Annotated in this window: 22 protein-coding genes; 12 read left to right on the top strand and 10 right to left on the bottom strand. The window is 53.7% G+C overall.

The genetic code is table 11. From position 1 onward, the window contains the following. Positions 1-41: 41 nt before the first annotated feature. Positions 42-1388: an L-cystine transporter gene (locus ABLV08_RS02500; RefSeq protein ID WP_045388153.1), complete on the bottom strand. Its 1347-nt coding sequence runs from the start codon at positions 1386-1388 to the stop codon at positions 42-44. 288 nt (positions 1389-1676) lie between these two features. Here ABLV08_RS02500 and ABLV08_RS02495 point away from each other — a divergent pair, with 288 nt between their 5' ends. Continuing rightward, complete coding sequence (locus ABLV08_RS02495) at positions 1677-2846, top strand: pyridoxal phosphate-dependent aminotransferase (RefSeq protein WP_015366383.1); 1170 nt, start codon at positions 1677-1679, stop codon at positions 2844-2846. 11 nt (positions 2847-2857) lie between these two features. Continuing rightward, positions 2858-3631, top strand: coding sequence for an ABC transporter substrate-binding protein (locus ABLV08_RS02490; RefSeq protein WP_015705578.1), 774 nt, complete (start codon positions 2858-2860; stop codon positions 3629-3631). Between the two features lie 41 nt (positions 3632-3672). Here the strand turns inward: ABLV08_RS02490 and ABLV08_RS02485 are convergent, their stop codons facing one another. After that, complete coding sequence (locus ABLV08_RS02485) at positions 3673-4761, bottom strand: NAD(P)-dependent alcohol dehydrogenase (protein ID WP_348855510.1); 1089 nt, start codon at positions 4759-4761, stop codon at positions 3673-3675. A gap of 50 nt (positions 4762-4811) precedes the next feature. Here ABLV08_RS02485 and ABLV08_RS02480 point away from each other — a divergent pair, with 50 nt between their 5' ends. From ABLV08_RS02480 to rimL, 3 genes are all read left to right on the top strand, one after another. Further along, positions 4812-5105 (top strand): hypothetical protein, encoded by a 294-nt coding sequence (locus tag ABLV08_RS02480; protein WP_123907193.1) that lies wholly within the window; start codon positions 4812-4814, stop codon positions 5103-5105. After that, a complete protein-coding gene (locus tag ABLV08_RS02475) occupies positions 5083-6738 on the top strand; it encodes a glucan biosynthesis protein (RefSeq protein WP_015705576.1) in 1656 nt (551 codons plus the stop codon). Before ABLV08_RS02480 ends, ABLV08_RS02475 begins: the two co-directional genes overlap by 23 nt. Positions 6739-6806: 68 nt before the next feature. Next, complete coding sequence (gene rimL, locus ABLV08_RS02470) at positions 6807-7367, top strand: 50S ribosomal protein L7/L12-serine acetyltransferase (protein ID WP_063443153.1); 561 nt, start codon at positions 6807-6809, stop codon at positions 7365-7367. A 4-nt stretch (positions 7368-7371) separates the two neighbouring features. Here rimL and ydcK read toward each other — a convergent pair whose 3' ends face one another. Beyond that, positions 7372-8352 carry a YdcK family protein gene (ydcK, locus tag ABLV08_RS02465; protein WP_063443174.1) on the bottom strand — a complete coding sequence of 327 codons (981 nt, stop codon included), beginning with the start codon at positions 8350-8352 and terminating at the stop codon, positions 7372-7374. Positions 8353-8463: 111 nt separating this feature from the next. Here ydcK and tehA point away from each other — a divergent pair, with 111 nt between their 5' ends. Then, positions 8464-9462, top strand: a complete 999-nt coding sequence (tehA, locus tag ABLV08_RS02460; RefSeq protein WP_059304993.1) for a dicarboxylate transporter/tellurite-resistance protein TehA — start codon at positions 8464-8466, stop codon at positions 9460-9462. 2 nt (positions 9463-9464) lie between these two features. Beyond that, positions 9465-10061 (top strand): tellurite resistance methyltransferase TehB, encoded by a 597-nt coding sequence (tehB, locus tag ABLV08_RS02455; protein ID WP_045388140.1) that lies wholly within the window; start codon positions 9465-9467, stop codon positions 10059-10061. On the opposite strand, the gene pepT is transcribed toward tehB, so the two are convergent. Continuing rightward, a complete protein-coding gene (gene pepT / locus ABLV08_RS02450; RefSeq protein ID WP_032711741.1) occupies positions 10058-11287 on the bottom strand; it encodes a peptidase T in 1230 nt (409 codons plus the stop codon). The two genes, tehB and pepT, sit on opposite strands and share 4 nt — an antisense overlap. A 112-nt stretch (positions 11288-11399) precedes the next feature. On the opposite strand from pepT, the gene ABLV08_RS02445 reads away from it, so the two are divergent. Both ABLV08_RS02445 and ABLV08_RS02440 read left to right on the top strand, forming a co-directional pair. Next, positions 11400-12992, top strand: coding sequence for an ABC transporter substrate-binding protein (locus ABLV08_RS02445; protein ID WP_348855508.1), 1593 nt, complete (start codon positions 11400-11402; stop codon positions 12990-12992). A gap of 134 nt (positions 12993-13126) precedes the next feature. After that, positions 13127-13795, top strand: a complete 669-nt coding sequence (locus ABLV08_RS02440) for a DUF3313 domain-containing protein (protein WP_032708181.1) — start codon at positions 13127-13129, stop codon at positions 13793-13795. A 45-nt stretch (positions 13796-13840) separates the two neighbouring features. Here the strand turns inward: ABLV08_RS02440 and ABLV08_RS02435 are convergent, their stop codons facing one another. Next, positions 13841-14737, bottom strand: coding sequence for an EamA family transporter (locus ABLV08_RS02435; protein WP_045382564.1), 897 nt, complete (start codon positions 14735-14737; stop codon positions 13841-13843). A gap of 183 nt (positions 14738-14920) precedes the next feature. On the opposite strand from ABLV08_RS02435, the gene ABLV08_RS02430 reads away from it, so the two are divergent. Next, complete coding sequence (locus ABLV08_RS02430; protein ID WP_032711739.1) at positions 14921-15790, top strand: AraC family transcriptional regulator; 870 nt, start codon at positions 14921-14923, stop codon at positions 15788-15790. Here the strand turns inward: ABLV08_RS02430 and ABLV08_RS02425 are convergent. Then, a complete protein-coding gene (locus ABLV08_RS02425; RefSeq protein WP_264673810.1) occupies positions 15767-16939 on the bottom strand; it encodes a benzoate/H(+) symporter BenE family transporter in 1173 nt (390 codons plus the stop codon). The two genes, ABLV08_RS02430 and ABLV08_RS02425, sit on opposite strands and share 24 nt — an antisense overlap. A gap of 88 nt (positions 16940-17027) precedes the next feature. Between ABLV08_RS02425 and ABLV08_RS02420 the strand changes: the two genes are divergently transcribed. Together ABLV08_RS02420 and ABLV08_RS02415 are read left to right on the top strand one after the other, a co-directional pair. After that, entirely contained in the window at positions 17028-17573 is a 546-nt protein-coding gene (locus ABLV08_RS02420; protein ID WP_163365828.1) for an XRE family transcriptional regulator, read from the top strand. A gap of 233 nt (positions 17574-17806) precedes the next feature. After that, positions 17807-19768, top strand: a complete 1962-nt coding sequence (locus ABLV08_RS02415) for a U32 family peptidase (protein WP_032708173.1) — start codon at positions 17807-17809, stop codon at positions 19766-19768. Between the two features lie 9 nt (positions 19769-19777). Here ABLV08_RS02415 and ABLV08_RS02410 read toward each other — a convergent pair whose 3' ends face one another. The 4 genes from ABLV08_RS02410 to ABLV08_RS02395 form a co-directional block, all read right to left on the bottom strand. Next, positions 19778-20014 carry a DUF2554 family protein gene (locus ABLV08_RS02410; protein WP_047056927.1) on the bottom strand — a complete coding sequence of 79 codons (237 nt, stop codon included), beginning with the start codon at positions 20012-20014 and terminating at the stop codon, positions 19778-19780. 159 nt (positions 20015-20173) lie between these two features. Continuing rightward, positions 20174-20299: a DUF2474 domain-containing protein gene (locus tag ABLV08_RS02405; protein WP_015705564.1), complete on the bottom strand. Its 126-nt coding sequence runs from the start codon at positions 20297-20299 to the stop codon at positions 20174-20176. Further along, entirely contained in the window at positions 20299-21309 is a 1011-nt protein-coding gene (gene cydB / locus ABLV08_RS02400) for a cytochrome d ubiquinol oxidase subunit II (RefSeq protein WP_020078670.1), read from the bottom strand. The genes ABLV08_RS02405 and cydB overlap by 1 nt, the downstream gene beginning before the upstream one ends. Further along, positions 21309-22706: a cytochrome ubiquinol oxidase subunit I gene (locus ABLV08_RS02395; RefSeq protein WP_058674225.1), complete on the bottom strand. Its 1398-nt coding sequence runs from the start codon at positions 22704-22706 to the stop codon at positions 21309-21311. The genes cydB and ABLV08_RS02395 overlap by 1 nt, the downstream gene beginning before the upstream one ends. Positions 22707-22983: the final 277 nt, after the last annotated feature.

Below are 22983 nucleotides of genomic sequence, written 5' to 3'. Positions count from 1 at the left end.
GGCCAGTTTTCAGGCCTGGCCGCCGTTTCAATCAGACGGGATTATTCACTTATCGAGGCGACATGGTGCGACTTTGCACTTTGATGTTTCAATAGCCGCGACGCCAGTACGCCCGACATCATCGACCCATTCACATTCAGCGCGGTACGCGCCATATCGACAATTGGCTCGATGGCGATAAAAATGCCGACCAGCGCCACCGGGAAGTTGAGCGTAGACAGGACAATCAACGCCGCAAATGTCCCACCGCCGCCGACGCCTGCGACGCCAATTGAGCCCAGCGCGATAGCCGGAAGTAAGCTGGCTAAAAACGAGAAGGACAGTGGGTCGATACCCAGCGTTGGCGCAATCATGGCCACCATGATAGCCGGATAGATCCCGGCGCAGCCGTTTTGCCCCATACTGGAACCAAAAGAGGCGGCAATATTGGCGATGGTATTCGGCACGCCGAATTTTTCCTGTGCGGTAATGGCTAATGGAATCGAAGCCGCGCTGCTGCGGGAAACAAAAGCGAAGGTGAGCACCGGCCACACCGTTTTAAAGTAGCGCAGAGGATGATGACCGCTAACGATCAGTAGAATCGCATGCACGATAAACATGATAGCGACCGCCAGATAACAGGCGGCAATAAAGCCAAGCAGGCTGGTGAATTGCGCTAGCTGATAGGTCGAAAAGACTTTTGCCATCAATGCGAGGACGCCATATGGCGTCAGCGCTATCACGATACGCACCATCTTCATCACCCAAATTTGAATCGCGTTAATCCCGCTACTTAGTTTTTGACCTTCCTCCGGCGCCTCTTTTTTCACCTTCAATAACGCGACTCCGGCCAGCAGGGTAAATATAACGATGCCGATAACCGATACGCTGCGCGCGCCGGTCAGGTCGAGAAAAATATTTGTCGGGATCAGCGAAGTGACCAGTTGGGGTAACGAAACGGCTGCGGTTTTGCTGACGTCTTCGGCGGTCAGCGTCGATTGCATATGGCTAAAAGCGCTGGCGTCAAGACCGAGTAAATCAGCGGTAAACAGTCCGACCCAGCCTGCCACCATCACCAGGCATAGCATGCAGGCAACAATGGTTAAGGACATTCGGCCAATACCGGCGCTATTTTCGAGTTTATTAATCGCTGACAGAATTGAAATGAAAATCAGCGGAACCGCGACAAGTTTCAGCAAATTAACATAGCCGTTGCCGACGATACTGTACCAATCAATGACCGTTTTTCGCGGTTCGTTGGCAATGAAATGGAGTGATAATCCGAGAAGGGCGCCGAGAAAGATGGCGATAAAAACGCTTTTTGATAACGAGTGGCTTTTTTGTTCGAGTTTAAAAAGTCCCCATGATGCGATTAAAAATAACGCGATATACGCTGGCGTAATAAACATAAGATGTGCCTCTTGCCCCATTCAGCACCTGAAATGCCGGAAAGAGATTTATTCCAAATTTCTCTAAGGCTGTGAAAAACCTTAGAACCGCTGGGGATTATAAAGAATTGAATAGCATAAGGCATATAAAAATTGTGGTTTATGTCCTGAGTGTTAGTCCTGTCATATTTCAGCAGGAGCCCTGGGAGCCATGATCGAAATGCATAGCTCTTATGATAACAATTCGCTTGTCGCTTGAAGGCGCTTTAGTTTGAATGGATATGCAAATAAAACGAGAAAGGATTAATCATGGCTCTTAGTGCTTCGGTCACCACCCGCTCGAAATTGCCGGATGTCGGCACCACTATTTTTACCGTTATCGGTCAGCTCTCCGCGCAGCATAACGCGATTAATCTTTCTCAGGGCGCGCCTAACTTTGCCTGCGACCCACAGCTGGTGGCCGGCGTGACGCAGGCGATGACCGCCGGACATAACCAATACGCGCCGATGACCGGCCTGCGGGCCTTAAAGGAGCGTATTGCTGATAAAATCGCCACGTTGTACGGCACGCAATATGATGTCGATAGTGAAGTGTTGGTTACCGCCAGCGCCAGCCAGGGGATCTATTCCGCCATTGGCGGGCTGGTACATGCTGGCGACGAGGTGATTTACTTTGAGCCATCGTTTGATAGCTATGCGCCGATCGTGCGTCTGCAAGGCGCGACCCCGGTGGCGATTAAGCTCACCGTGCCGGATTTCGCTATTAACTGGGACGAGGTACGCGCCGCGATTACCCCGCGGACGCGGATGATCATCATTAATACGCCACATAACCCAAGCGGCCAGGTATTATCCGCCGATGACCTTAATCAACTGGCGATGCTGATCCGCAATACCGATATTGTGGTTTTGTCCGACGAAGTCTACGAGCACGTAGTCTTCGACGGCGAAAAGCATCACGGCATGGCGACCCATCCGCAGTTGGCGGAACGCAGCGTGATTATCTCTTCCTTCGGCAAGACCTACCATGTGACCGGCTGGCGCGTTGGCTACTGCGTGGCGCCAGCAGCGCTAATGGATGAGATCTGCAAGGTACATCAGTTCCTCATGTTTTCTGCCGATACGCCGATGCAGTACGCTTTTGCAGAGCATATGCAGAACCCGGCTTCATGGCTGTCGCTGGCCGCTTTTTATCAGCAAAAGCGTGATTTGCTCCAGCAACTGCTGCAAGACTCACCGTTCCGCTTATTGCCGAGCGCCGGCTCTTTCTTCATGCTGGCGGATTATCGCCATTTCAGCGATGAGCATGACAGCGAGATGGTTAAGCGGCTGATTACCGAATACGGCGTCGCCACGATTCCGCTATCGGCATTTTATACCGATGGTACTGATAACAAACTGATTCGGCTCTCTTTTGCCAAAGATGAAGCCACATTGCGGGCTGGCGCGCAGGCGCTGTGCCGCGTTAAGCCGCGTTAAGGAGCCAGACGATGAAAATAAAAGCCCTAACTCTAGCTTTGGGAATGCTGTGTACCGTATCAAGCTTTGCCGCCAGCGAGTTGCGCTACGGCGTGGAAGCGGAATATCCGCCGTTCGAAAGCCGCAACCCGGCAGGAGAGCTGCAGGGTTTTGATATTGATCTCGGCAACGCGATTTGTCAGGCCGCGCAGTTGAAATGCAGCTGGGTCGAAACCTCCTTTGATGCGCTCATTCCGGGACTGGTGGCGAAGAAATTTGATGCGATTAACTCGGCGATGAACATTACCGAGCAACGTCGCAAGAGTATTGATTTCACCCAGCCGATCTACCGTATTCCTTCACAGCTGGTGGGCAAGTCCGACAGCGGTATGCAGGCGACGCCGGAAGGGCTGAAGGGCAAAACCATCGGCGTGCTACAGGGCTCGATTCAGGAGACCTTTGCCAAAGAACACTGGGAAAAACACGGCGTCACGGTAGTTTCCTACAAAGACCAGAACATGGCGTGGGCCGATCTGCTTAACGGCCGTATCGACGCCTCGCTGGTGATGTCTGCCGCCGGGCAGGCCGGGTTCCTCAGTAAGCCGCAGGGTAAAGGATTCGGTTTTATCGGTAAGCCGGTGGCTGATGATACGATTCTGGGCAGCGGTATTGGCTACGGCTTGCGAAAGGGTGATGAGGCGACCAAAAAACAGCTCGACGCGGCAATTGATAAAGTGCGCGCTGACGGCACTATCACCCGTCTGGCGGCGAAGTACTTCCCCGGTATCGATGTCAGTGTGAAATAATCTTTATTTGCGGCTCTTTGCTGCGCAAAGAGCCGCCCGCATTACATCAGCACCACCGGTTTGATGACTTTACCGGAAGCTGAATCTGCGAAAGCCTGATTAATCTCTTCGAGCGGATAGAACTCGATAAGCTTATCAATGGGGAATTTCCCTTGTTTATAAAACTGTACCAGCTGTGGGATAAACAGCTGCGGTACGGCGTCGCCTTCAATTACCCCTATCAATGATTTACCTTCCGCCATCAGATCGTTTTGCACATTAAAGGTGATATCGCCGGTAAAGCCGACGACCGCCACCGTGCCTAACGGCTTAATCGCGTGGATCGCCTGCAGAACGATGGCGGCGACGCCGGTCGTTTCGATGGCGTAGTGCGCCCCTTTACCGGTCAGTTGGCGAATAACCGCAACGCTATCTTCCTGTTTGCCATTGATCACGTGGGTTGCGCCGAGTTCACGTGCCAGCTCAAGGCGGTTCGCATGAATATCGACGGCGATGATTTGGCTACAGCCGGTGAGCTTTGCAGCCATAATGGCGCTTAAACCAACCGCGCCGCAGCCGAATACCACTAACGATTCCCCGGCCACCGGTTTTAGTCGATTTAACACCGTGCCGCTCCCGGTTTGAATTCCGCAACCCAGCGGACCAAGAAGCGAAAGTTCGACATCACGGTCGACAACAATAGCATTCGTCGCTTTGGTGACCACATACTGACTAAACGAAGATTGGCCGAAGAAGACGGATAATTCTTGATCATCCAGACGATAAGGGGTGGTGCCATCGTCTAAGCGTCCACCAAAGTTTAAGTCATTGAAACTTTCGCACGCGGAAGTATGGTTGGTGAGGCAGTTTTCACAGTGATGGCAGGCGGCGTAGCTCAGTACCACATGATCGCCAATTTCGACCCCACGAACGGCATCACCGACGTTAACCACGATACCTGCGCCTTCGTGGCCCAGGATGGCGGGCATCGGCAGGATCCCGGCGTTATCGCGGATTACCGCGTCGGTATGACAAACGCCTGTAGCGACAATTTTTACCATCACTTCGTCTTTTTTAGGTGCGCTAACCTGAATATCTTTAATGCTAAATGGTTGTTGATAACCCAACGTCACGGCGGCTTTTACTTTCATTAGATACTCCTGACATTTTTCCCTGGAGAGTAGAGATTACACCTGGCGTGATGAAAATTTATCCTGTTCGTGCTGAAAATAAACAAAGCGGGGGTAAAAACGCTGAGGTCTCGGGTCGCGCCTGTTCGCCAAAACAGCTCAGCGATAGCGATCGCTGGGTGGTTATTCAGTCTGTTCCGGTGGACATCTTTTTTTTCATGCTTTTCGCCTGCCAACAATTGGATTATCAATCATTTTTGTCTAGAGTGAGCGGAATTCACGACGCAGATGTTTGCAACGTTGCGTATCCGTCGAACTCTCAAAAAGGACGCTTTTCCAGGCATGAACCGCAGACGTTTTCTTAAATCATCCATGGCTGTTGCCGCCGTATGCGGAACGTCAGGAGTCGCCTCGTTATTCACTAAAGCGGCTTTCGCCGCGGATTCTGCTATCGCCGATGGCCAGACGCGCCGCTTTGACTTTTCCGTCCTGCAGGCGATGGCTCATGACTTAGCCCGCCAGCCGTGGGGCGGCGCGCCGCGTGACCTGCCGCCGACGCTGGCGAATCTGACCCCTCAGGCCTATAACAGCATCCAGTATGATGCGGCGCATTCGCTGTGGAATAACGTTGAAGAGCGCAAGCTGGATATCCAGTTTTTCCATGTTGGTATGGGCTTCCGCCGCCGGGTGCGCATGTTCTCGCTGGACGCGCAGTCTCAGCAGGCGCGGGAGATACACTTCCGTCCGGAGCTGTTCCAGTACAACGACGCCGGCGTTGATACCAAACAGCTGGAAGGGCAGACCGATCTCGGTTTCGCCGGTTTCCGTGTGTTTAAGGCGCCGGAACTGGCGCGCCGCGATATCGTCGCCTTTCTGGGCGCCAGCTACTTCCGCGCGGTCGACAGCACTTACCAGTACGGCCTGTCGGCGCGCGGTCTGGCCGTTGACACCTTTACCGATACCCCGGAAGAGTTCCCGGATTTCACGTCATTCTGGTTTGAAACCGTCAAACCTGGCGCGACGGTGTTCACCGTCTACGCGCTGCTCGATAGCCCGAGCGTCACCGGCGCCTATAAGTTCACCGTGAATTGCCAGCAAACGCAGGTGATCATGGATGTCGAAAATCATCTCTATGCGCGCAAGGACATTAAGCAGTTGGGCATTGCGCCAATGACCAGCATGTTCAGCTGCGGTAACAACGAACGCCGGATGTGCGATACCATCCATCCGCAAATCCACGATTCTGACCGCCTGTCGATGTGGCGCGGCAACGGCGAGTGGATTTGCCGTCCGCTGAATAATCCGCAAAAGCTGCAGTTCAACGCGTTCCAGGATAAAAACCCGAAGGGGTTTGGCCTGCTGCAGCTGGATCGCGATTTCAGTCATTATCAGGATGTGATGGGCTGGTATAACAAGCGCCCGAGCCTGTGGGTGGAGCCACGTAATCAGTGGGGAAAAGGGGCCGTTAGCCTGATGGAAATCCCGACTACCGGCGAAACGTTGGACAATATCGTCTGCTTCTGGCAGCCGGAAAAACCGGTAAAAGCGGGTGATCAACTGGACTTTAGCTACCGCTTGTACTGGAGCGCGCAGCCGCCGGTACGCTCTCCGCTGGCGCGAGTGCTGGCGACACGCACCGGAATGGGCGGCTTCCCGGAAGGATGGGCGCCGGGTGAACACTACCCGGACAAATGGGCGCGCCGCTTTGCTATCGATTTTGTTGGCGGCGACCTGAAAGCCGCGGCGCCGAAAGGCATTGAGCCGGTGATTACACTCTCCAGCGGCGAGGCTAAGCAGGTAGAGATCCTCTACGTCGAGCCTTTTGACGGCTATCGTATTCTTTTTGACTGGTATCCGACTTCAGATTCCACCGATCCGGTGGAGATGCGTATGTTCCTGCGCTGCCGTGGCGACGCTATCAGCGAAACCTGGCTATATCAGTACTTCCCGCCTGCGGCGGATCGGCGTAACTACGTTGATGACCGGATTATGAAATAACCCAGGTCGTTGAAATCCGCCCGCGGCGCGCTTCTGCGGGCGTTGTTGTTTATCAGTGAGATATCGTCATGACTGCCGAAAACAGCCCCATCATCGAAACTATCCCGGTCAACGAACAGCTGGAGCTGCGTGCGGTTGACGAACGTTACGTCAGCGAACTCCATCAATTGGTGCTCAAAAACCGTGACTGGCTGCAGCATGCTTTAAGCTGGCCTGCGGAGGTGTTGAGTGAAGATGAAACCCGGCGCCACGTGCAGGGAAACGTGATGCTGCACCAGCGCGGTTATGCAAAAATATTCCTGCTGTTTTTACAGGGGCAGATGATCGGCGTCCTGTCATTTAACCAGATTGAACCGTTGAACAAGACGGCCTATATCGGTTACTGGATCGATCAAAGCCATCAGGGGCAGGGACTGTTGTCGCAGGCGTTACAGGCGTTTATCCATCATTATGCGCAAACGGGCGCCGTTCGCCGTTTCGTTATTAAATGCCGGGTCGCCAACCAGCGCAGTAATCAGGTGGCGCTGCGTAATGGTTTCCAACTGGAAGGTTGTCTGAAGCAGGCCGAGTTTTTAAATGGCGCATATGACGATCAGAATATCTACGCGCGGATTATTGACCCGCAATAAGCTGCTATAGCGAACCCAGCAGCGGCGTACGGGTGATATGCTCGTCGCCGCTCACGATTTTGCGCCCGCGAAGATGAATTCTGTCACCCTCCAGCGCTTCGATACAGGCGTTACCGCAGATTTCTACCTGTTGTTCGATAATCACATCGCCTCGAATCGTCGCATGTCCTTCGATAAGTATCTCGTCATCCAGCAGAATGGGCCCGCCGATAAGATGGGCGTGCCCGCCGACCATGACACGATGTTTTAACAGGCAGTTGCCCTCGACCACGGCGTTTTCGCCCACTTGTGAACTGTAGCGCAGGGTCGGGATCTGATCCTCGCCGCGCCCGGCGACCAGCCGCGCGCGATCGTAGACCCGGGCGTTGTCACAGATCCATACATCGTTATTTTCATTACCTTCGATACGTGCGTGATCGAACACTTCGGCACGGTGTTCAACAAAAGCATGCTCAACCACGGCATCGCCGTAGATTTGCGCCTGGTGAACAATCCGAGAGGCGCTGACCGTGGCGCGCTGATATATTTGCAGCACTTTGTCGGTATCAGAAGTGAGTCCCTGAGCGGCAATCACCAGACAGTGGGGGAGAATACGCGCCTGGTCGGCGATTCGGCAGACGCCACGGATTTGCGATTGTTTTATAGTGACGTTGTCACTTATCCTGGCGCCGTGACTTACCTCAACATTATCAAGCCAGGCGTTGTCGTTAATTGTCGCCCCGTGGCTTATCACGCAGGTGCCGGTCAGACGGGCGTTGTCATCAACGCGCGCGCCAGCGAAGACGACGCTATTGGCATCATATATCCAGCAGTCGCCGCCCTGGCTTAACGCGGCTTCATCATCAAGCCAGCCGCCTTCGCTACCGGCCTTAACGTCCGAGAAATCAATCAGCGCCACGATTTGCCGCAGAGTTACGCTATGTTTAACTCCGTCTTCTTCAAAGTGATACAGGCGGACGTGGTCGCTCAGACGATATTTCTTCATCAGCATTTCTCTTTACCGTTGGTTAACATAAACATAGCAAAAATCTCCGTAGCGCGTTTTATAAGGTTCCTTTAAAATGCAACTTAAAATTAAATTGAAACTTTAAATAAAATGAATAAACACGTAACGGGCGGCCAGGTGCTGAATCTACCGGCTGGCTATTTTGGTATGGTGCTGGGGATAATCGGCATGGGCTTCGCCTGGCGTTATGCCAGTACCATCTGGCCGGTGAGCAGTATTATTGGCGATGCGCTGGTGGTGCTGGCGACAACTATCTGGGCGCTATTAATGATAGTGTTTATTGCGCGGGCTATTCGTTTCCCGTGGAGCGTTCGGCAGGAGATGCGTCATCCGGTGGCCAGCAGTTTTGTCAGCCTGATCCCGGCGACAACGCTATTGGTGTCGATCGCTTTTGCTGGCTGGTATCGCCCGTTGTCGCTGGCGTTATTTGCTGCGGGGGTTACGCTGCAGCTTTGCTATGCGGCCTGGCAGAGCGCCGGGTTGTGGCGGGGTAAACATCCGGGAGAGGCCACGACGCCCGGTTTATATCTGCCGACCGTCGCCAACAATTTTATCAGCGCCATGGCCTGCGGCGCGCTGGGATTTAATGATGCCGGACTGGCGTTTCTCGGCGCTGGCGTCTTTTCCTGGCTCAGCCTGGAGCCGGTTATCCTGCAGCGGCTGCGCAGCAACGGCGAGCTACCGGCGGCGTTGCGGACGTCGCTGGGCATCCAGCTGGCGCCGGCGCTGGTGGCCTGTAGCGCGTGGCTCAGCGTCAATGGCGGCGACGGTGATACGTTTGCCAAAATGCTATTTGGTTATGGGCTGTTGCAGTTGCTATTTATGCTGCGCCTGATGCCGTGGTATCTGCAGCAGCCGTTTAATGCGTCATTTTGGAGCTTCTCGTTCGGGATTTCCGCACTGGCGACCACCGGCCTGCATCTGGGTCACGGCCAGCCGCACGGATTTTTCCATACTCTGGCGATCCCCTTATTTATTTTTAGTAACCTGCTTATCGGCCTGCTACTGCTGCGTACCCTTCTTCTGCTGGTGCGGGGTAAACTGTTAATTCGCGTAGACCGTGCCACTTTATTGCCAAACAAGGATTAATCATGACGACTCGTGACGAAAACTACTTTACTGAAAAATATGGCCTGACGCGCACCCACTCAGAAGTGGTGTATGCCGCCTCGCTGATGCTGCCTGGTCGGACGCTTGACCTTGGTTGCGGCAATGGACGAAACAGTCTGTATCTGGCGGCAAAAGGTTACAACGTCACCGCGTGGGATAAAAATCCCATGAGTATCGATAATCTGGAGAACATTCGTCAGGCCGAAGGGCTGGAGAACCTGCAGACTGCGATAAAAGATCTGAATACGCTGAGCTTTGATGGCGAGTATGATTTTATTCTTTCTACCGTGGTGATGATGTTCCTGGAAGCCAAAACCATCCCTGGTCTTATCGCCAACATGCAGCGCTGCACTAAGCCTGGCGGCTATAACCTGATTGTTGCCGCAATGGATACCGAAGATTACCCTTGTACCGTGGGCTTCCCGTTCGCCTTCAAACCTGAAGAACTGCGTGACTATTATGCTGGCTGGCAGTTCCTCAAGTACAACGAAGACGTCGGCGAACTGCACCGCACCGACGCCAGCGGAAACCGCATCAAGCTACGCTTCGCCACGATGCTGGCGCGTAAACCGGCTTAATCAGCCGCCAGCAGGCACAGCTGCAGGGCGGTTAGATAGGAGGCCTCAAAGGCGCGCAGCGGCAAAAATTCGAATTTCGAATGGAAATTATGCGCGCCGGTGAAGAAGTTCGGCGTCAGCAGACCCTTTGCCGAGAGCGCTGCGCCGTCGGTACCACCGCGCATTGGCGTGGGTTTTGGCGTTATACCGAGGCTTTCCATCGCGGTGAACATCAGGTCAATAGCCCGGCGGTCTTCGCCAATGGCGTTACTGATATTGCTGTAAGTATCGCTGATAGTGAATTCAACCCTGGCAGTAGGGTACTGGGCGGCGATTTTCTCTGCCGCTTCGCCAATCTGTTGTTTACGGCGGTTAAAGCTGTCCAGATCGAAATCGCGAATGTTGGCCTGCAACCTTGTGCTGTTCTGATCGCCATGAATACCGTTAAACCATACGTAGCCTTCGCGCCCGGCGGTGTGCTCCGGCGTCTGCTGGCGGTCGAAATAGCTCATGAAGTCGGTAGCCATTAACAGCGGATTGACCAATACGCCTTTGGCGGACATCGGGTGTGCGGTTACGCCGGTAAACCGTATCTCCGCAGAGGCGGCGTTAAAGTTTTCATAAACGATCTCGCCGAGTTCGCAGCAGTCGATGGTCCAGGCAAAATCGACGGCAAAACGCGATAAATCCAGCGCTTTTGCCCCGCGAAGGCCAACTTCTTCGTCCGGGACGAACGCCACGACGATATCACCATGCTTATGTTCGGCGGTCAGGTTTTCCAGCAGCGTCATAACAACGGTCACCGCTGCTTTGTTATCGGCGCCCAGTACGCTGGTGCCGTCGCTGAAAATAATCTCTTCATCACGATAGGCCAGGATTTCCGGATGCTCGTCAACCCGTAGCCAGATTTGCTGTTCCGGGTTAAGGCAGAGATCTTCGCCAGTAAATCGCAGGATTTGTGGATGAATATCCGGCGACAGTCCGACATCAACGGTATCAATATGCGTGATAAAGCCGATCCGCGGCGCACCGGGGACGGTGCCTTTTTTAACCGCCGTCACGGTCGCATGCTCGTCGATCACGATATCGTCAAGGCCAAACTGACGTAGCTCGTCGGCTAACGCCTGCGCCATCTGATGTTGTCCGGGCGTTGTGGGTAACGTGGTTGCTCGTGGATCGCTTTGGCTGGTGATAGCCAGATAGCGAAAGAAGCGCTGGGTTAATTGTCTGGTTAAGGGCGAGGCCATAGTGATTCCTTCTTAATTTATTATTTCGGGTGTTTGCAATCTGGCTTTAGTGATATCTATGGGCAATAAAACAAAAAGCTATTCATTAGTCAAAAAATGAAAAGGGAAACGCATGCAACGCACATCTACTTCAATAGCTCTGACGATAGCGGCATTAGCGGTGAGTTCCGCCGTGAATGCGAAAACACTGGTTTATTGCTCTGAAGGCTCGCCGGAAAACTTTAATCCGCAGCTTTATACTTCCGGGACCAGCGTCGATGCCAGCGCGGTACCGATATATAACCGGCTGGTGGACTTTAAAGTTGGCACCACGGAATTGCAGCCCAGCCTGGCGGAAAGCTGGGAGGTGAGCGAAGACGGTAAAGTTTATACTTTTCACTTACGCAAAGGCGTTAAATTCCAAAGTAATAAATATTTTAAACCGACCCGTGATTTTAATGCTGATGACGTTATTTTTTCGTTTATGCGGCAAAAAGATCAGAATAACCCCTATCATAATGTCTCTAATGGCAACTACTCCAATTTTGAAAGCCTGGAGTTTGGTTCGTTAATTACCGCAATTGATAAACCGGATGAATATACGGTGCGTTTTACCCTCGCGCACCCCGAGGCGCCTTTTGTCGCTGACCTCGGCTGGTATTTTGCTTCAATCCTCTCTGCGGAATATGCCGATGCAATGCTGAAAGCCGGTACCCCGCAGCGTGTTGATATGGATCCCATCGGCACCGGGCCTTTCAAGCTGGCGCAATACCAAAAAGATTCGCGGATCTTGTTTACCGCATTTCCTGATTACTGGCAGGGAAAAGCGAAAATCGATCGTTTAGTATTTAGTATTACGCCTGATGCCTCGGTGCGTTACGCTAAGCTCGAGAAAAATGAGTGTCAGGTCATGCCATTCCCCAATCCCGCCGATTTACCGCGGATGAAAAAGAACCCGCAGATCAATCTGATGAGCAAAGCCGGGCTTAATACCGGTTTCCTCGCCTTCAACACGCAGAAAGCGCCGCTGGATAATGTGAAGGTGCGCCAGGCGTTGGCGATGGCGATCAACAAACCGGCAATTATCGATGCGGTGTTCCACGGTACCGGGACAGTAGCGAAAAACCTGCTGCCGCCCGGGGTCTGGAGTGCTGATGCCGATCTGCAGGACTACAGCTGGGACCTGGAAAAAGCCAAAGCGCTGCTGCGCGAATCCGGTGTGAAGAGTCCCATCACCATCGACCTGTGGGCGATGCCGGTTCAACGCCCCTATAACCCGAATGCGAAACGGATGGCGGAAATGATCCAGGCTGATTGGGCTAAAATCGGCGTGCAGACCAAAATCACCACCTATGAATGGGGCGAATACCTTAAGCGGGTGAAAGACGGCGAGCATCAGGCGGCGTTGATGGGCTGGACTACCGCGACCGGCGACCCGGATAACTTCTTTGGCCCATTATTTACCTGCCAGTCGGCCAACGGCGGTTCTAATTCGGCCAAATGGTGCTATGCGCCGTTTGATAAAATTATCGCCGAAGCTAAAACCATCACCGACCGGCCGCAACGAGAAGCTTTGTATAAACAGGCGCAGCAGATGATGCACGATCAAATGCCGGCCGTGATGATTGCGCATTCAACTATTTTTGAACCGGTGAGTAAATCGGTGACCGGGTATGAAATCGACCCGTTTGGGAAGCATATTTTTTATCAGGTGGACGTAAAATAAGCATCGTAAATAAATCCGCCGCGTTGGCGGATTTATTTTTGCAAGGAGTTGACGGACCACCATTTTTGTCACAAAACTAAGCGTGAAATTTTGTTATAAACCTTGCCGACAAACTGCATTTACAGGGATTATCCATGCGTACAAAAATGTTATTTAAAGTAGCCGCTCTGGCCGGGCTACTGGCATTAACTGGTTGTGCATCCAAACTGGCGCAACCGGAGCAGTATTCCGGGTTTTTAAAAGATTATTCTAAGTTAAAAGAGACCACTTCGGCTTCCGGCAAACCAGAACTGCGCTGGATCTCCCCGGACTACAATCCGAGCAACTATGACAACGTCGTCTACCGTCCAATCACCTACTATCCGGTGCCGAAACCAACGACCCAGGTAGGGGAGAAAGCGCTGCAGGACATCCTTAATTACACCAACAAACAGATGAAACAGGCCATCAGCGAACGTAAGCCGTTGGCGACCACGGCCGGCCCGCGCAGCCTGATTTTCCGCGGCGCAATCACCGGTGTTGATACCAGCAAAGAAGGGCTGCAGTTCTATGAAGTGATCCCGGTAGCGATGATTGTCGCGGGTACCCAGGCGGCAACCGGCCATCGCACGATGGACACGAATCTCTACTTCGAAGGCGAACTGATCGACGCGAAGACCAATAAGCCGGTTATTAAGGTTGTGCGTAAGGGCGAAGGCAAAACGCTGTCTAACGAAAGCACGCCGCTGACCGCTGATACATTGAAACAAGTGATTGATGATATGGCGATCGATGCGGTGAAATTCGATCCGTCGCAGAAGTAATTGATGCGTTAAGCCCGTCTGGCGTGTTGCCTGACGGGCTTATTATTAGGCCAGCCGGCGGCGCATAAACAGCTGCTCGGGGCGGGCGAACATCACCAGATTTCCTACCAGTATTAACGCCAGACCTATCACCGCGTTGCTATGCCAGACGTAACCTTCGTAGAAGGTGGAGATAGTTAATGCCACCAGCGGGAAAAGCAGCGTGCTATATGCCGCTTTGCTGGCCCCGATACGGCCTACCAGGGTGAAATAAGCGCCGAACGCGATCACCGAACCGAACAACGCCAGATACAGCAGGGCGCCCATATAACTCCAGGTCCACTGCGGCATAAAGTTATCGCCGCGTAGCAGCGCGATCGCGCCCATCACCAGGGTGCCGTAAAACATGGCCCAGCTATTGGTGGTCAACGTCTCAAGCCCGCGGCGTTGGTGGCGAATACTCAGCATGTTGCCCAATGAAAAACCGTACGTTCCCAGGGCACTCAGGCCGATTCCCCACAGCAGCGACGCGTTCAGACCATTGGCGAGGAGATCGTCCCAGAAGAGGGTGACAATTCCTGCGAGCCCCAGCGCCGCTGCCAGCCAAAAGCGCCCCGGCGGCTGCTGGCGGAAGAAAATAAAACTGTTGATCGCGTTAAATAAGACCGCCATCGAAAAGATCACCGACTCAAGGCCGGTATTGATATGCGCTGCGGCGGTATAAAAACACCAGAAGTTAAAGCAAAAGACGCAGCAGCCTTGCAGCATGCAAAAGAGATGATCGCGCATCGCCAGCGGGCGCAGGCGGCGGGTAATCAGCAAAATTGTCAGCATGGTGACGCTGGCGACGGCAAAACGCCAGAAAATCGATACCGGCGCGGCGACGGGGCCCTGTTGTAAAAAGATTGCAATCCATGTGGTACCCCAGATAACCACCACCAGCCCGTAGAGTAATGCGTTCAAAATGTCTCTCCTTTAAAATGCCTGGCGTAAATGTGCGATTTTTCCAGGCAAAGCGCTGTCACCGTTTTGTTGCTGACTTGCAAAATCTTGCGCTTATTTTTCACAAGCTCATGGTCAATGCTGGTAAGCGGTGATGACAATTCATAGACTAGAGGTCTGCGGATTAAAAACGATGTGAAGGCTATGGCATACGGGACGTTCGAAACATTACAACAACAAAATGCGGTGCTGCGGGGGACCGTGGAACTCAATTCCGGGATCCAGCTTGCCGCGTGGTACAACGACCTTGACCGGATCACGGTGCGCAGCGACCACCACACGTTGAGCCTGTATGTCGCCGATGGTTACGAAAGCTACCAAAAAACACCGTACGGCTGGAAGAATGGCGGCGGGCCGGACCGTTTTTGTCTGATGCCAAAGGGCGATGAAAGCACCTGGGATATTCGCGGCGATCTCTCTTTCGTTCATCTCTATTGCACCGATGAGCACCTGCGTCGCGTCGGCGAGCAAATTTGGGATCGCAGCCCGGCGTCTTTCACCTTGCAGGAAAAAACCTTTGCCAGCGATGACAAAATTACCGCGGTGTATCGCCAGTTTCTGCTTGATAACGACTGGCGCCAGCAGGCTAATCAACTGCTATTAAGCTCCGCCAGTACATTGCTGTTAACACATCTTATTCAAAACTATTCGAACGTGCAGTGGCGCCTGCCGACGGTTACCGGCGGCCTGGCACCGCATCTTTTGCGTAATCTGTTGGCGTGGATTGAGGAGCATCTCGAGCAGCCGCTTACGCTTGCCGATCTTGCCGCCCAGGCGTCACTTAGCGAGTACCATTTTGCGCGGATGTTCCGCCAGTCAATGAATATGGCGCCGCACCAGTATGTGATGCAGCGGCGGATGATCAAGGCGCAAAATCTGATTTGCCATACTCAACAGCCGTTGACCGAGATAGCGCTGGCCTGCGGATTTAGCTCCGCCAGCCACTTTAGTCACCGGGTTAAGAGCGCCACGGGTCTTACGCCAAGCCAGCTACGTGCGGCGCAGCGTGGTTAACAGCATATAGCTGATACCGCCGAGGACCAGCCCCCAAAAGGCCGAGCCGACTCCTGCCAGAGAGACGCCGCTGGCGGTGACTAAAAAGGTTACCACTGCGGCATCGCGCTCGTTTTCTTGCCCCAGCGCTTGATAGAGGCTGCCGCTAATGGTTCCTAACAATGCCAGCCCCGCCAGCATCTGGATCCACACCGGCGGTAGCGCCGCCATAAGCGCGGTTATCGAACCGCCAAATAGCCCCGCCAACAGATAAAACACACCGGCCGCCGCTGTGGCGAGCCAGCGCTTATCCGCATCCGGATGCGCATCCGGACTTTGGCAGATGGCGGCGGTAATGGCGGCGATGCACACGGAATAAACGCCAAATGGTGAGAAGAACAACGCCAGCGCGCCGGTAAATACGATTAGCGGCGAGACCGGAACCCGATAGCCTGATGCCTGAATGGTCGCCAGCCCCGGCGCATTCTGTGACGCCATGGTGACAAGGAAAAACGGTACACCGACGCTGAGCAGTAGCGAAGGGGTGAACTGCGGCGTAATCCACTGCGGAGCAACAAAAACCATATCGTTTGCCACTGGCGACAGCGCGCCGGTTAGCAGGGCGATGATCCCGCCTGCCGCTAACGCCGCAACGACCGCAAAACGTGGGTAGAGCGCTTTGCATAACAGCCAGGCGGCGAACATCCCGCCGCATAGCGGGAGATTATCCTGCAAACTGCCAAATGCCTGCAGACCAAAACGCAACAGGATCCCCGCCAGCATTGCCGCCGCCAGCGAATGCGGAATGATCTTCATGAGGCGGGCAAACAGTCCCGTCACGCCGCATAGCAGGATCAGCGCGTTGGCGAAAACAAATATTCCCACCGCCTGCGCTAGCGTCGCTCCCTGTAATCCACTGACCAGTAAAGCCGCGCCTGGAGTTGACCATGCGGTGAGGATGGGGACTTTACGCCATAGCGTTAATACCAGCGTGCTGACGCCCATCGCCAGGCCAAGGGCGGTCATCCAACCGGCTATTTGCCCGGCATCGGCGCCAGCGGCGGCGGCCGCTTGCCAGATAATGGCGGCAGAACTGGCATAGCCTACCAGCACGGCGACAAATCCCGCGAGCAGCGTGGGGATGGGAAGGGTAAAGGAGCGCATGAACACCTCTTGTGCGTTATAACATACGACGAAGGTAGCATTGTGCGTTATAGCGTACAACTGGTAATATCAAGAAAATGATGAGGAGCCATCCATGAATATTGCGCAACATCTGGCAACGACGCTGAAAAGCCTGCGTCAGCAGCGCGGCTGGAGTTTGTCGCGGCTGGCGGAAGAAACCGGGGTATCGAAAGCGATGCTCGGGCAAATTGAACGTAATGAATCCAGTCCAACGGTCGCGACGTTGTGGAAGATAGCCACCGGCCTTAATGTGGCGTTTTCGACGTTCATCGTTGCCGATGAGACGGCTGCGCCCGCCGTCTTCGACCCGCAGCAGCAGGCGATGGTAGTGACGCCGATTTTTCCCTGGGATCCTGAGCTACGTTTTGACCATTTTTCAATTACCCTTGCCCCGGGGGCGTTAAGCGAATCGACGCCGCACGAGACCGGCGTCATTGAACATGTCGTGGTCATTAGCGGTTCGCTGGATTTATGTCTGCAGGGGCAATGGCAGACGTTGCAGGCGGGAGAAGGGCGGCGCTTTGCCGGCGACCTGACGCACGCTTACCGCAATAGCAGCGCGCAGACGGCGCACTTTCATTCACTGATTCATTATCCAAAAGAAAAAGCCGCGGACTAATCCGCGGCCAATCAAGATGACTGAGACTAAAATTCACAACGTGACGAGGAAAATCCGGAATACGCAGCCACTGTAACCTTGCCGGGTTTTCATGAGAAATAGCTTTTTCTTCAATGCTTTGCCGATTTCTGCAAATTCGCTGTGCGGGCGCGGCGGAAAATGTTTTCGTCTACGCCCAGTTCTGACTACAATAGCCGCCATTTCGACCCCCTATAACGGATAACGACGAGCGTATGCGCCTGCAAAACCATCATCTTGAACTTCTTAGTCCTGCCCGCGATGCCGGGATCGCCCGTGAAGCGATTTTACACGGCGCCGACGCGGTCTATATCGGCGGGCCGGGCTTCGGCGCGCGCCATAATGCCAGCAATAGCCTGAGCGATATCGCCAACCTGGTGCCGTTTGCGCATCGCTTTGGCGCTAAGGTGTTTGTGACGCTGAATACCATTCTTCATGATGATGAACTGGAACCGGCGCAACGTCTGATTACCGATCTGTACGAGACCGGCGTTGATGCATTGATCGTGCAGGATATGGGGATAATGGAGCTGGATCTGCCGCCGATTGAGCTGCATGCGAGCACCCAGTGCGATATCCGCAGCGTTGAGAAAGCGAAGTTTCTCTCTGATGCGGGCTTCAGCCAGATTGTTCTGGCCCGCGAACTCAACCTCGATCAAATTAAAGCGATCTACGATAATACCGACGCGACTATCGAGTTCTTTATTCACGGCGCCTTATGCGTAGCCTATTCCGGTCAGTGCTATATTTCTCACGCGCAAACCGGACGTAGCGCCAACCGCGGCGACTGCTCTCAGGCTTGCCGCCTGCCTTACACCCTGAAAGACGATCAGGGGCGCGTTGTGGCCTATGAAAAACATCTGTTGTCGATGAAAGATAACGATCAGACCGCCAACCTGGCGGCATTGATCGACGCCGGCGTGCGCTCCTTTAAAATTGAAGGGCGCTATAAAGATATGAGTTATGTGAAAAATATCACCGCTCACTATCGTCAGATGCTGGATCGTATTATTGAAGACCGCGGCGATCTCGCGCGTTCTTCCGCCGGGCGCACAGAACACTTCTTCGTGCCGTCGACCGATAAAACGTTCCATCGCGGCAGCACCGACTATTTTGTTAACGCGCGTAAGGGCGATATCGGCGCGTTTGATTCGCCGAAATTTATCGGCCTGCCGGTAGGCGAAGTATTAAAAGTCGGAAAAGATTATCTCGATGTTGAAGTGACTGACGCATTGACGAATGGTGACGGCCTCAATGTGATGATCAAACGTGAAGTTGTCGGCTTCCGCGCCAATACGGTGCAGAAAACGGGGGAAAATCGTTATCGCGTCTGGCCAAACGAAATGCCGGCAGATCTGCATAAAGTGCGTCCGCACGAGGCGCTTAATCGTAACCTCGACCATAACTGGCAGCAGGCGCTTCTGAAAACTTCCAGCGAGCGCCGCATTGCGGTTGATATCGCGCTGAGCGGCTGGCAGGAACAGCTGGTGCTGACCATGACCTGCGAAGACGGCGTCAGCGTCACGCATACACTGGATGGCGAATTCGCCGAAGCGACCCAGGCGGAAAAAGCGCTGGCCAATTTACGTGATGGCGTGGCGAAGCTCGGCCAGACCATTTATTACCCGCGTGATGTGCAGATTAATCTGCCGGCGCTGTTTGTGCCGAACAGTATGCTTAACCAACTGCGCCGTGAAACCGCAGAGATGCTCGATCAGGCGCGCCTCGATGCCTGGCAGCGCGGAACGCGTAAACCGGTCTCCGTACCACCGCCGGTGTATCCGGAAACGCATCTGTCGTTCCTGGCGAACGTTTATAACCACAAAGCGCGCGCTTTCTACCAGCGCTATGGCGTTCAGCTGATCGATGCGGCGTATGAAGCTCATGAAGAGAAAGGCGACGTGCCGGTGATGATCACCAAGCATTGCCTGCGATTCGCCTTCAACCTGTGTCCGAAGCAGGCCAAAGGTTCGATAAAGAGCTGGAAGGCGACGCCGATGCAGCTGATTCACGGTGACGAAGTGTTAACCCTGAAATTTGATTGCCGTCCGTGCGAAATGCACGTGGTGGGTAAAATCAAAAATCATATTCTCAAAATGCCCCATCCGGGCAGCATCGTCGCCTCCGTCAGTCCTGACGAGCTGATGAAAACGCTGCCCAAGCGTAAGGGCGCGTAAGAACCATTCTCACGGCGGGCAGTTATGCGCCTTTGCTTTGCGCGCGTACTGCCGGTGATAATGTTCGCGCAGCGAGCTGGCGGTGTCCTCAGCCCGGCTGCGTAGTTCATCGCAATCAGCCTCGTGCAGTAATCGCTGTTCGAGGCTTTGCATCGGGAAATAATCATGCCCCTGACGCTGGGCGAGCAGATGCCCGGAAAATAACCCACACATCAATACCACTGCCGCTATTCCTCTCCGCCACATATCATTTTCCATATCAATAGATAACGCGGGATTAATATGATTGATTTAATATTGGTTTTTTTATGGCGTTATCAAAGAAGCGCAAGGCTTTGTCAGGCGTGGCTGAAGAAGGATGAAAAAAGCCTGGCGCGATGAGCGCCAGGCTGGAGATGTGTTATATCAGGCACGAAGCCCGGCAGCGTTCATCAGCAGGCGGAAAATCATACTGACGGCGCCCAGCGCCAGCACGCTAGCGCCCCATATGGCTGCCAGCCATAGCAGACGTTTTATCCATGAATGCTCCATCAGTGATATCCCTCGCCAGTTTGAACTTTGCCGCGGAAAACGTAGTAGCTCCAGAAGGTATACCCAAGAATGACGGGAATAATTAGTAACGCGCCAACCAGCATAAAGCCCTGACTTTGCGGCGGCGCCGCGGCCTGCCATAACGAAATCCCTGGCGGAATAATATTCGGCCAAATGCTGATCCCAAGTCCGCTAAACCCAAGGAAGACGAGCCCCAGCGTCAACACGAATGGCAGGGCGTGAGCATCTCGTTGCCCAAGGGTGCGCCATAACCAGGCGCTGATGGCGATAACCAATAGCGGCACCGGCAGCAGGTAAAACAGATTCGGCAGACTAAACCAGCGCTCGGCGATCGCCGGCTGGGAGAGCGGCGTCCACAGGCTAATCACGGCTATTATCACCAGTAAGGCCAGCAGCAGAAGGCGTGAAGTTCTGCGCATGATATTCTGTAGCGGATTCTCGCTCTTCATTACCAGCCAACTGGCGCCCAGTAACGCGTAGGCAACGGTGAGGCCGAAACCGCAGAATAGGGTAAATGGCGTCAGCCAATCCCACATTCCACCGCTAAAGCTGCGACCGCTGACCGGAAAACCATGAATGACCGCGCCGACGACCATGCCCTGGGTGAATGTCGCCAGTAGCGATCCGCCCAGAAAAGCTTTATCCCAGAAAGGACGGTGCGAAGGGGTCGCTTTGAAGCGAAACTCGAAGGCCACACCGCGAAAAATAAGGCCAATCAGCATCAGGGTTAAGGGTACCGACAGCGCGTCGATAATCACCGCATAGGCCAGCGGAAAAGCGCCGAAGAGGCCTGCGCCGCCGAGCACCAGCCAGGTTTCATTGCCATCCCATACCGGTGCGACGCTGTTAACCATCACGTCGCGCTCATCGCCGCCGCGTACGGCGGCAAACAGAATGCCGATCCCTAAGTCGAAACCGTCCATGACGATATACATCAGGGTGGCAAACACGATGATAACAAACCAAATAACCGATAAATCAATACCCATTAGCGGGACTCCTTGTGCTGAAAACCATCCGTCACGGCAGAAAGCGGACGCGCCGGCGTACCTGATGGCACAGGCGTCTGCTCTTGCGGACCTTTGCGGATCAGGCGCAGCATATAGCTATAGCCAACGCCGAATACCGAGCTGTAGACGGCAATAAATGCCAGCAGGCTAATGGTCATATGCAGATCACCGTGAGCTGATACGGCCTCGGAGGTGCGCTGTATACCGTAAACGACCCATGGCTGGCGCCCGACTTCGGTGGTCACCCATCCAGCAAGAATCGCAATCAGGCCTGAAGGTCCCATCCATAACGCGAAGCGCAGGAAAGGTTTTGAGGTATACAGACGCTGCCGATAGCGCAGCCATAGGGCAATGACGCCGAGCAGAATCATTAACATTCCCAGTCCGGCCATCAGACGAAATGACCAGAACACAACGGTTGAGTTGGGGCGATCTTCCGGAGCGAACTCCTTCAGCGCCGGTACCTGTTTATCGAGGCTGTGAGTCAGGATTAGGCTGCCGAGGGCAGGGATCTCCAGCCCATAGCGGGTACGTTCTTGTTGCATATCCGGCCAGCCAAAGAGCAGCAGCGGCGTCGGTTCGCCCGGCGGATTTTCCCAGTGGCCTTCGATGGCGGCAATTTTCGCCGGTTGATGTTTCAGGGTGTTTAGCCCATGCATATCGCCGATCATTGCCTGAATGGGGGCGACAAGCAGCGTCATCCATAGCGCCATAGAGAACATGGCGCGGATGGCGGGGGTTTGATTGCCACGAAGCAAATGCCATGCGGCTGATGCGCCTACGAACAATGCGCTGCTAAGAAACGCCGCGACGGACATATGGAATAAGCGATAAGGGAAAGAGGGGTTAAAGATAACGGCGAACCAATCAACGGGTACGACCTGACCGTTAACGATTTCGAAGCCTTGTGGCGTTTGCATCCAGCTGTTTGAGGCAAGGATCCAGAATGTGGAAATGATAGTGCCCAGCGCCACCATGCAGGTGGCGAAAAAATGCAGGCCGGGGCCGACGCGGTTCCAGCCAAATAACATCACGCCAAGGAAACCGGCCTCAAGGAAGAAAGCGGTAAGAACTTCATAAGTTAGGAGCGGGCCAGTAATGCTGCCTGCGAACTGAGAGAAACCACTCCAGTTGGTGCCGAACTGGTAGGCCATAACCAGCCCCGAGACCACCCCCATACCAAAGTTGACGGCAAAGATTTTCGACCAGAAATGATACAGCGAGCGCCAGACAGGATTTTTTGTTTTTAACCATAATCCCTCAAGCACCGCCAGGTAGCTGGCAAGACCGATGGTTATCGCGGGGAAGATAATATGAAATGAGACAGTAAAGGCGAATTGGATCCGCGCCAGATGAAATGCATCAAGACCGAACATGCTGGACTCCACAACAAAATTGATTCAACGCAATTTTAAGGGGTGGCGGGGAGTGATAGCAGAGGCAGAAATGGGGTTTTTTATGATAACAGTTATAGACTGTTATCCTTTTTATACATATTTCATATTTATGAAATTAGTATTTATGTCATCATGAATAATGAATTGCTGGTTGTGATCTTTTTTTAATGCTACTTCACATGTTTTTTTACGATTTTCCTTAGTGCTTCTCCTGCTTTCTATTAATTACTCTGGTAGATTGGAAATGTTTGGTGTT

This window comes from Klebsiella sp. CN_Kp088 (genome assembly GCF_040064335.1).
GTDB classification, from domain to species: domain Bacteria; phylum Pseudomonadota; class Gammaproteobacteria; order Enterobacterales; family Enterobacteriaceae; genus Klebsiella; species Klebsiella aerogenes.
This window is presented reverse-complemented; position numbering and strand designations above follow the sequence as displayed.

Bases quoted from the DNA above. Each gene is read 5' to 3' on its own strand.
- ABLV08_RS02500 (WP_045388153.1), bottom strand. From the start codon at position 1,388: ATGTTTATTACGCCAGCGTATATCGCGTTATTTTTAATCGCATCATGG.
- ABLV08_RS02495 (WP_015366383.1), top strand. From the start codon at position 1,677: ATGGCTCTTAGTGCTTCGGTCACCACCCGCTCGAAATTGCCGGATGTC.
- ABLV08_RS02490 (WP_015705578.1), top strand. From the start codon at position 2,858: ATGAAAATAAAAGCCCTAACTCTAGCTTTGGGAATGCTGTGTACCGTA.
- ABLV08_RS02485 (WP_348855510.1), bottom strand. From the start codon at position 4,761: ATGAAAGTAAAAGCCGCCGTGACGTTGGGTTATCAACAACCATTTAGC.
- ABLV08_RS02480 (WP_123907193.1), top strand. From the start codon at position 4,812: ATGAAAATTTATCCTGTTCGTGCTGAAAATAAACAAAGCGGGGGTAAA.
- ABLV08_RS02475 (WP_015705576.1), top strand. From the start codon at position 5,083: ATGAACCGCAGACGTTTTCTTAAATCATCCATGGCTGTTGCCGCCGTA.
- rimL (WP_063443153.1), top strand. From the start codon at position 6,807: ATGACTGCCGAAAACAGCCCCATCATCGAAACTATCCCGGTCAACGAA.
- ydcK (WP_063443174.1), bottom strand. From the start codon at position 8,352: ATGAAGAAATATCGTCTGAGCGACCACGTCCGCCTGTATCACTTTGAA.
- tehA (WP_059304993.1), top strand. From the start codon at position 8,464: ATGAATAAACACGTAACGGGCGGCCAGGTGCTGAATCTACCGGCTGGC.
- tehB (WP_045388140.1), top strand. From the start codon at position 9,465: ATGACGACTCGTGACGAAAACTACTTTACTGAAAAATATGGCCTGACG.
- pepT (WP_032711741.1), bottom strand. From the start codon at position 11,287: ATGGCCTCGCCCTTAACCAGACAATTAACCCAGCGCTTCTTTCGCTAT.
- ABLV08_RS02445 (WP_348855508.1), top strand. From the start codon at position 11,400: ATGCAACGCACATCTACTTCAATAGCTCTGACGATAGCGGCATTAGCG.
- ABLV08_RS02440 (WP_032708181.1), top strand. From the start codon at position 13,127: ATGCGTACAAAAATGTTATTTAAAGTAGCCGCTCTGGCCGGGCTACTG.
- ABLV08_RS02430 (WP_032711739.1), top strand. From the start codon at position 14,921: ATGGCATACGGGACGTTCGAAACATTACAACAACAAAATGCGGTGCTG.
- ABLV08_RS02420 (WP_163365828.1), top strand. From the start codon at position 17,028: ATGAATATTGCGCAACATCTGGCAACGACGCTGAAAAGCCTGCGTCAG.
- ABLV08_RS02415 (WP_032708173.1), top strand. From the start codon at position 17,807: ATGCGCCTGCAAAACCATCATCTTGAACTTCTTAGTCCTGCCCGCGAT.
- ABLV08_RS02410 (WP_047056927.1), bottom strand. From the start codon at position 20,014: ATGTGGCGGAGAGGAATAGCGGCAGTGGTATTGATGTGTGGGTTATTT.
- ABLV08_RS02405 (WP_015705564.1), bottom strand. From the start codon at position 20,299: ATGGAGCATTCATGGATAAAACGTCTGCTATGGCTGGCAGCCATATGG.
- cydB (WP_020078670.1), bottom strand. From the start codon at position 21,309: ATGGGTATTGATTTATCGGTTATTTGGTTTGTTATCATCGTGTTTGCC.
- ABLV08_RS02395 (WP_058674225.1), bottom strand. From the start codon at position 22,706: ATGTTCGGTCTTGATGCATTTCATCTGGCGCGGATCCAATTCGCCTTT.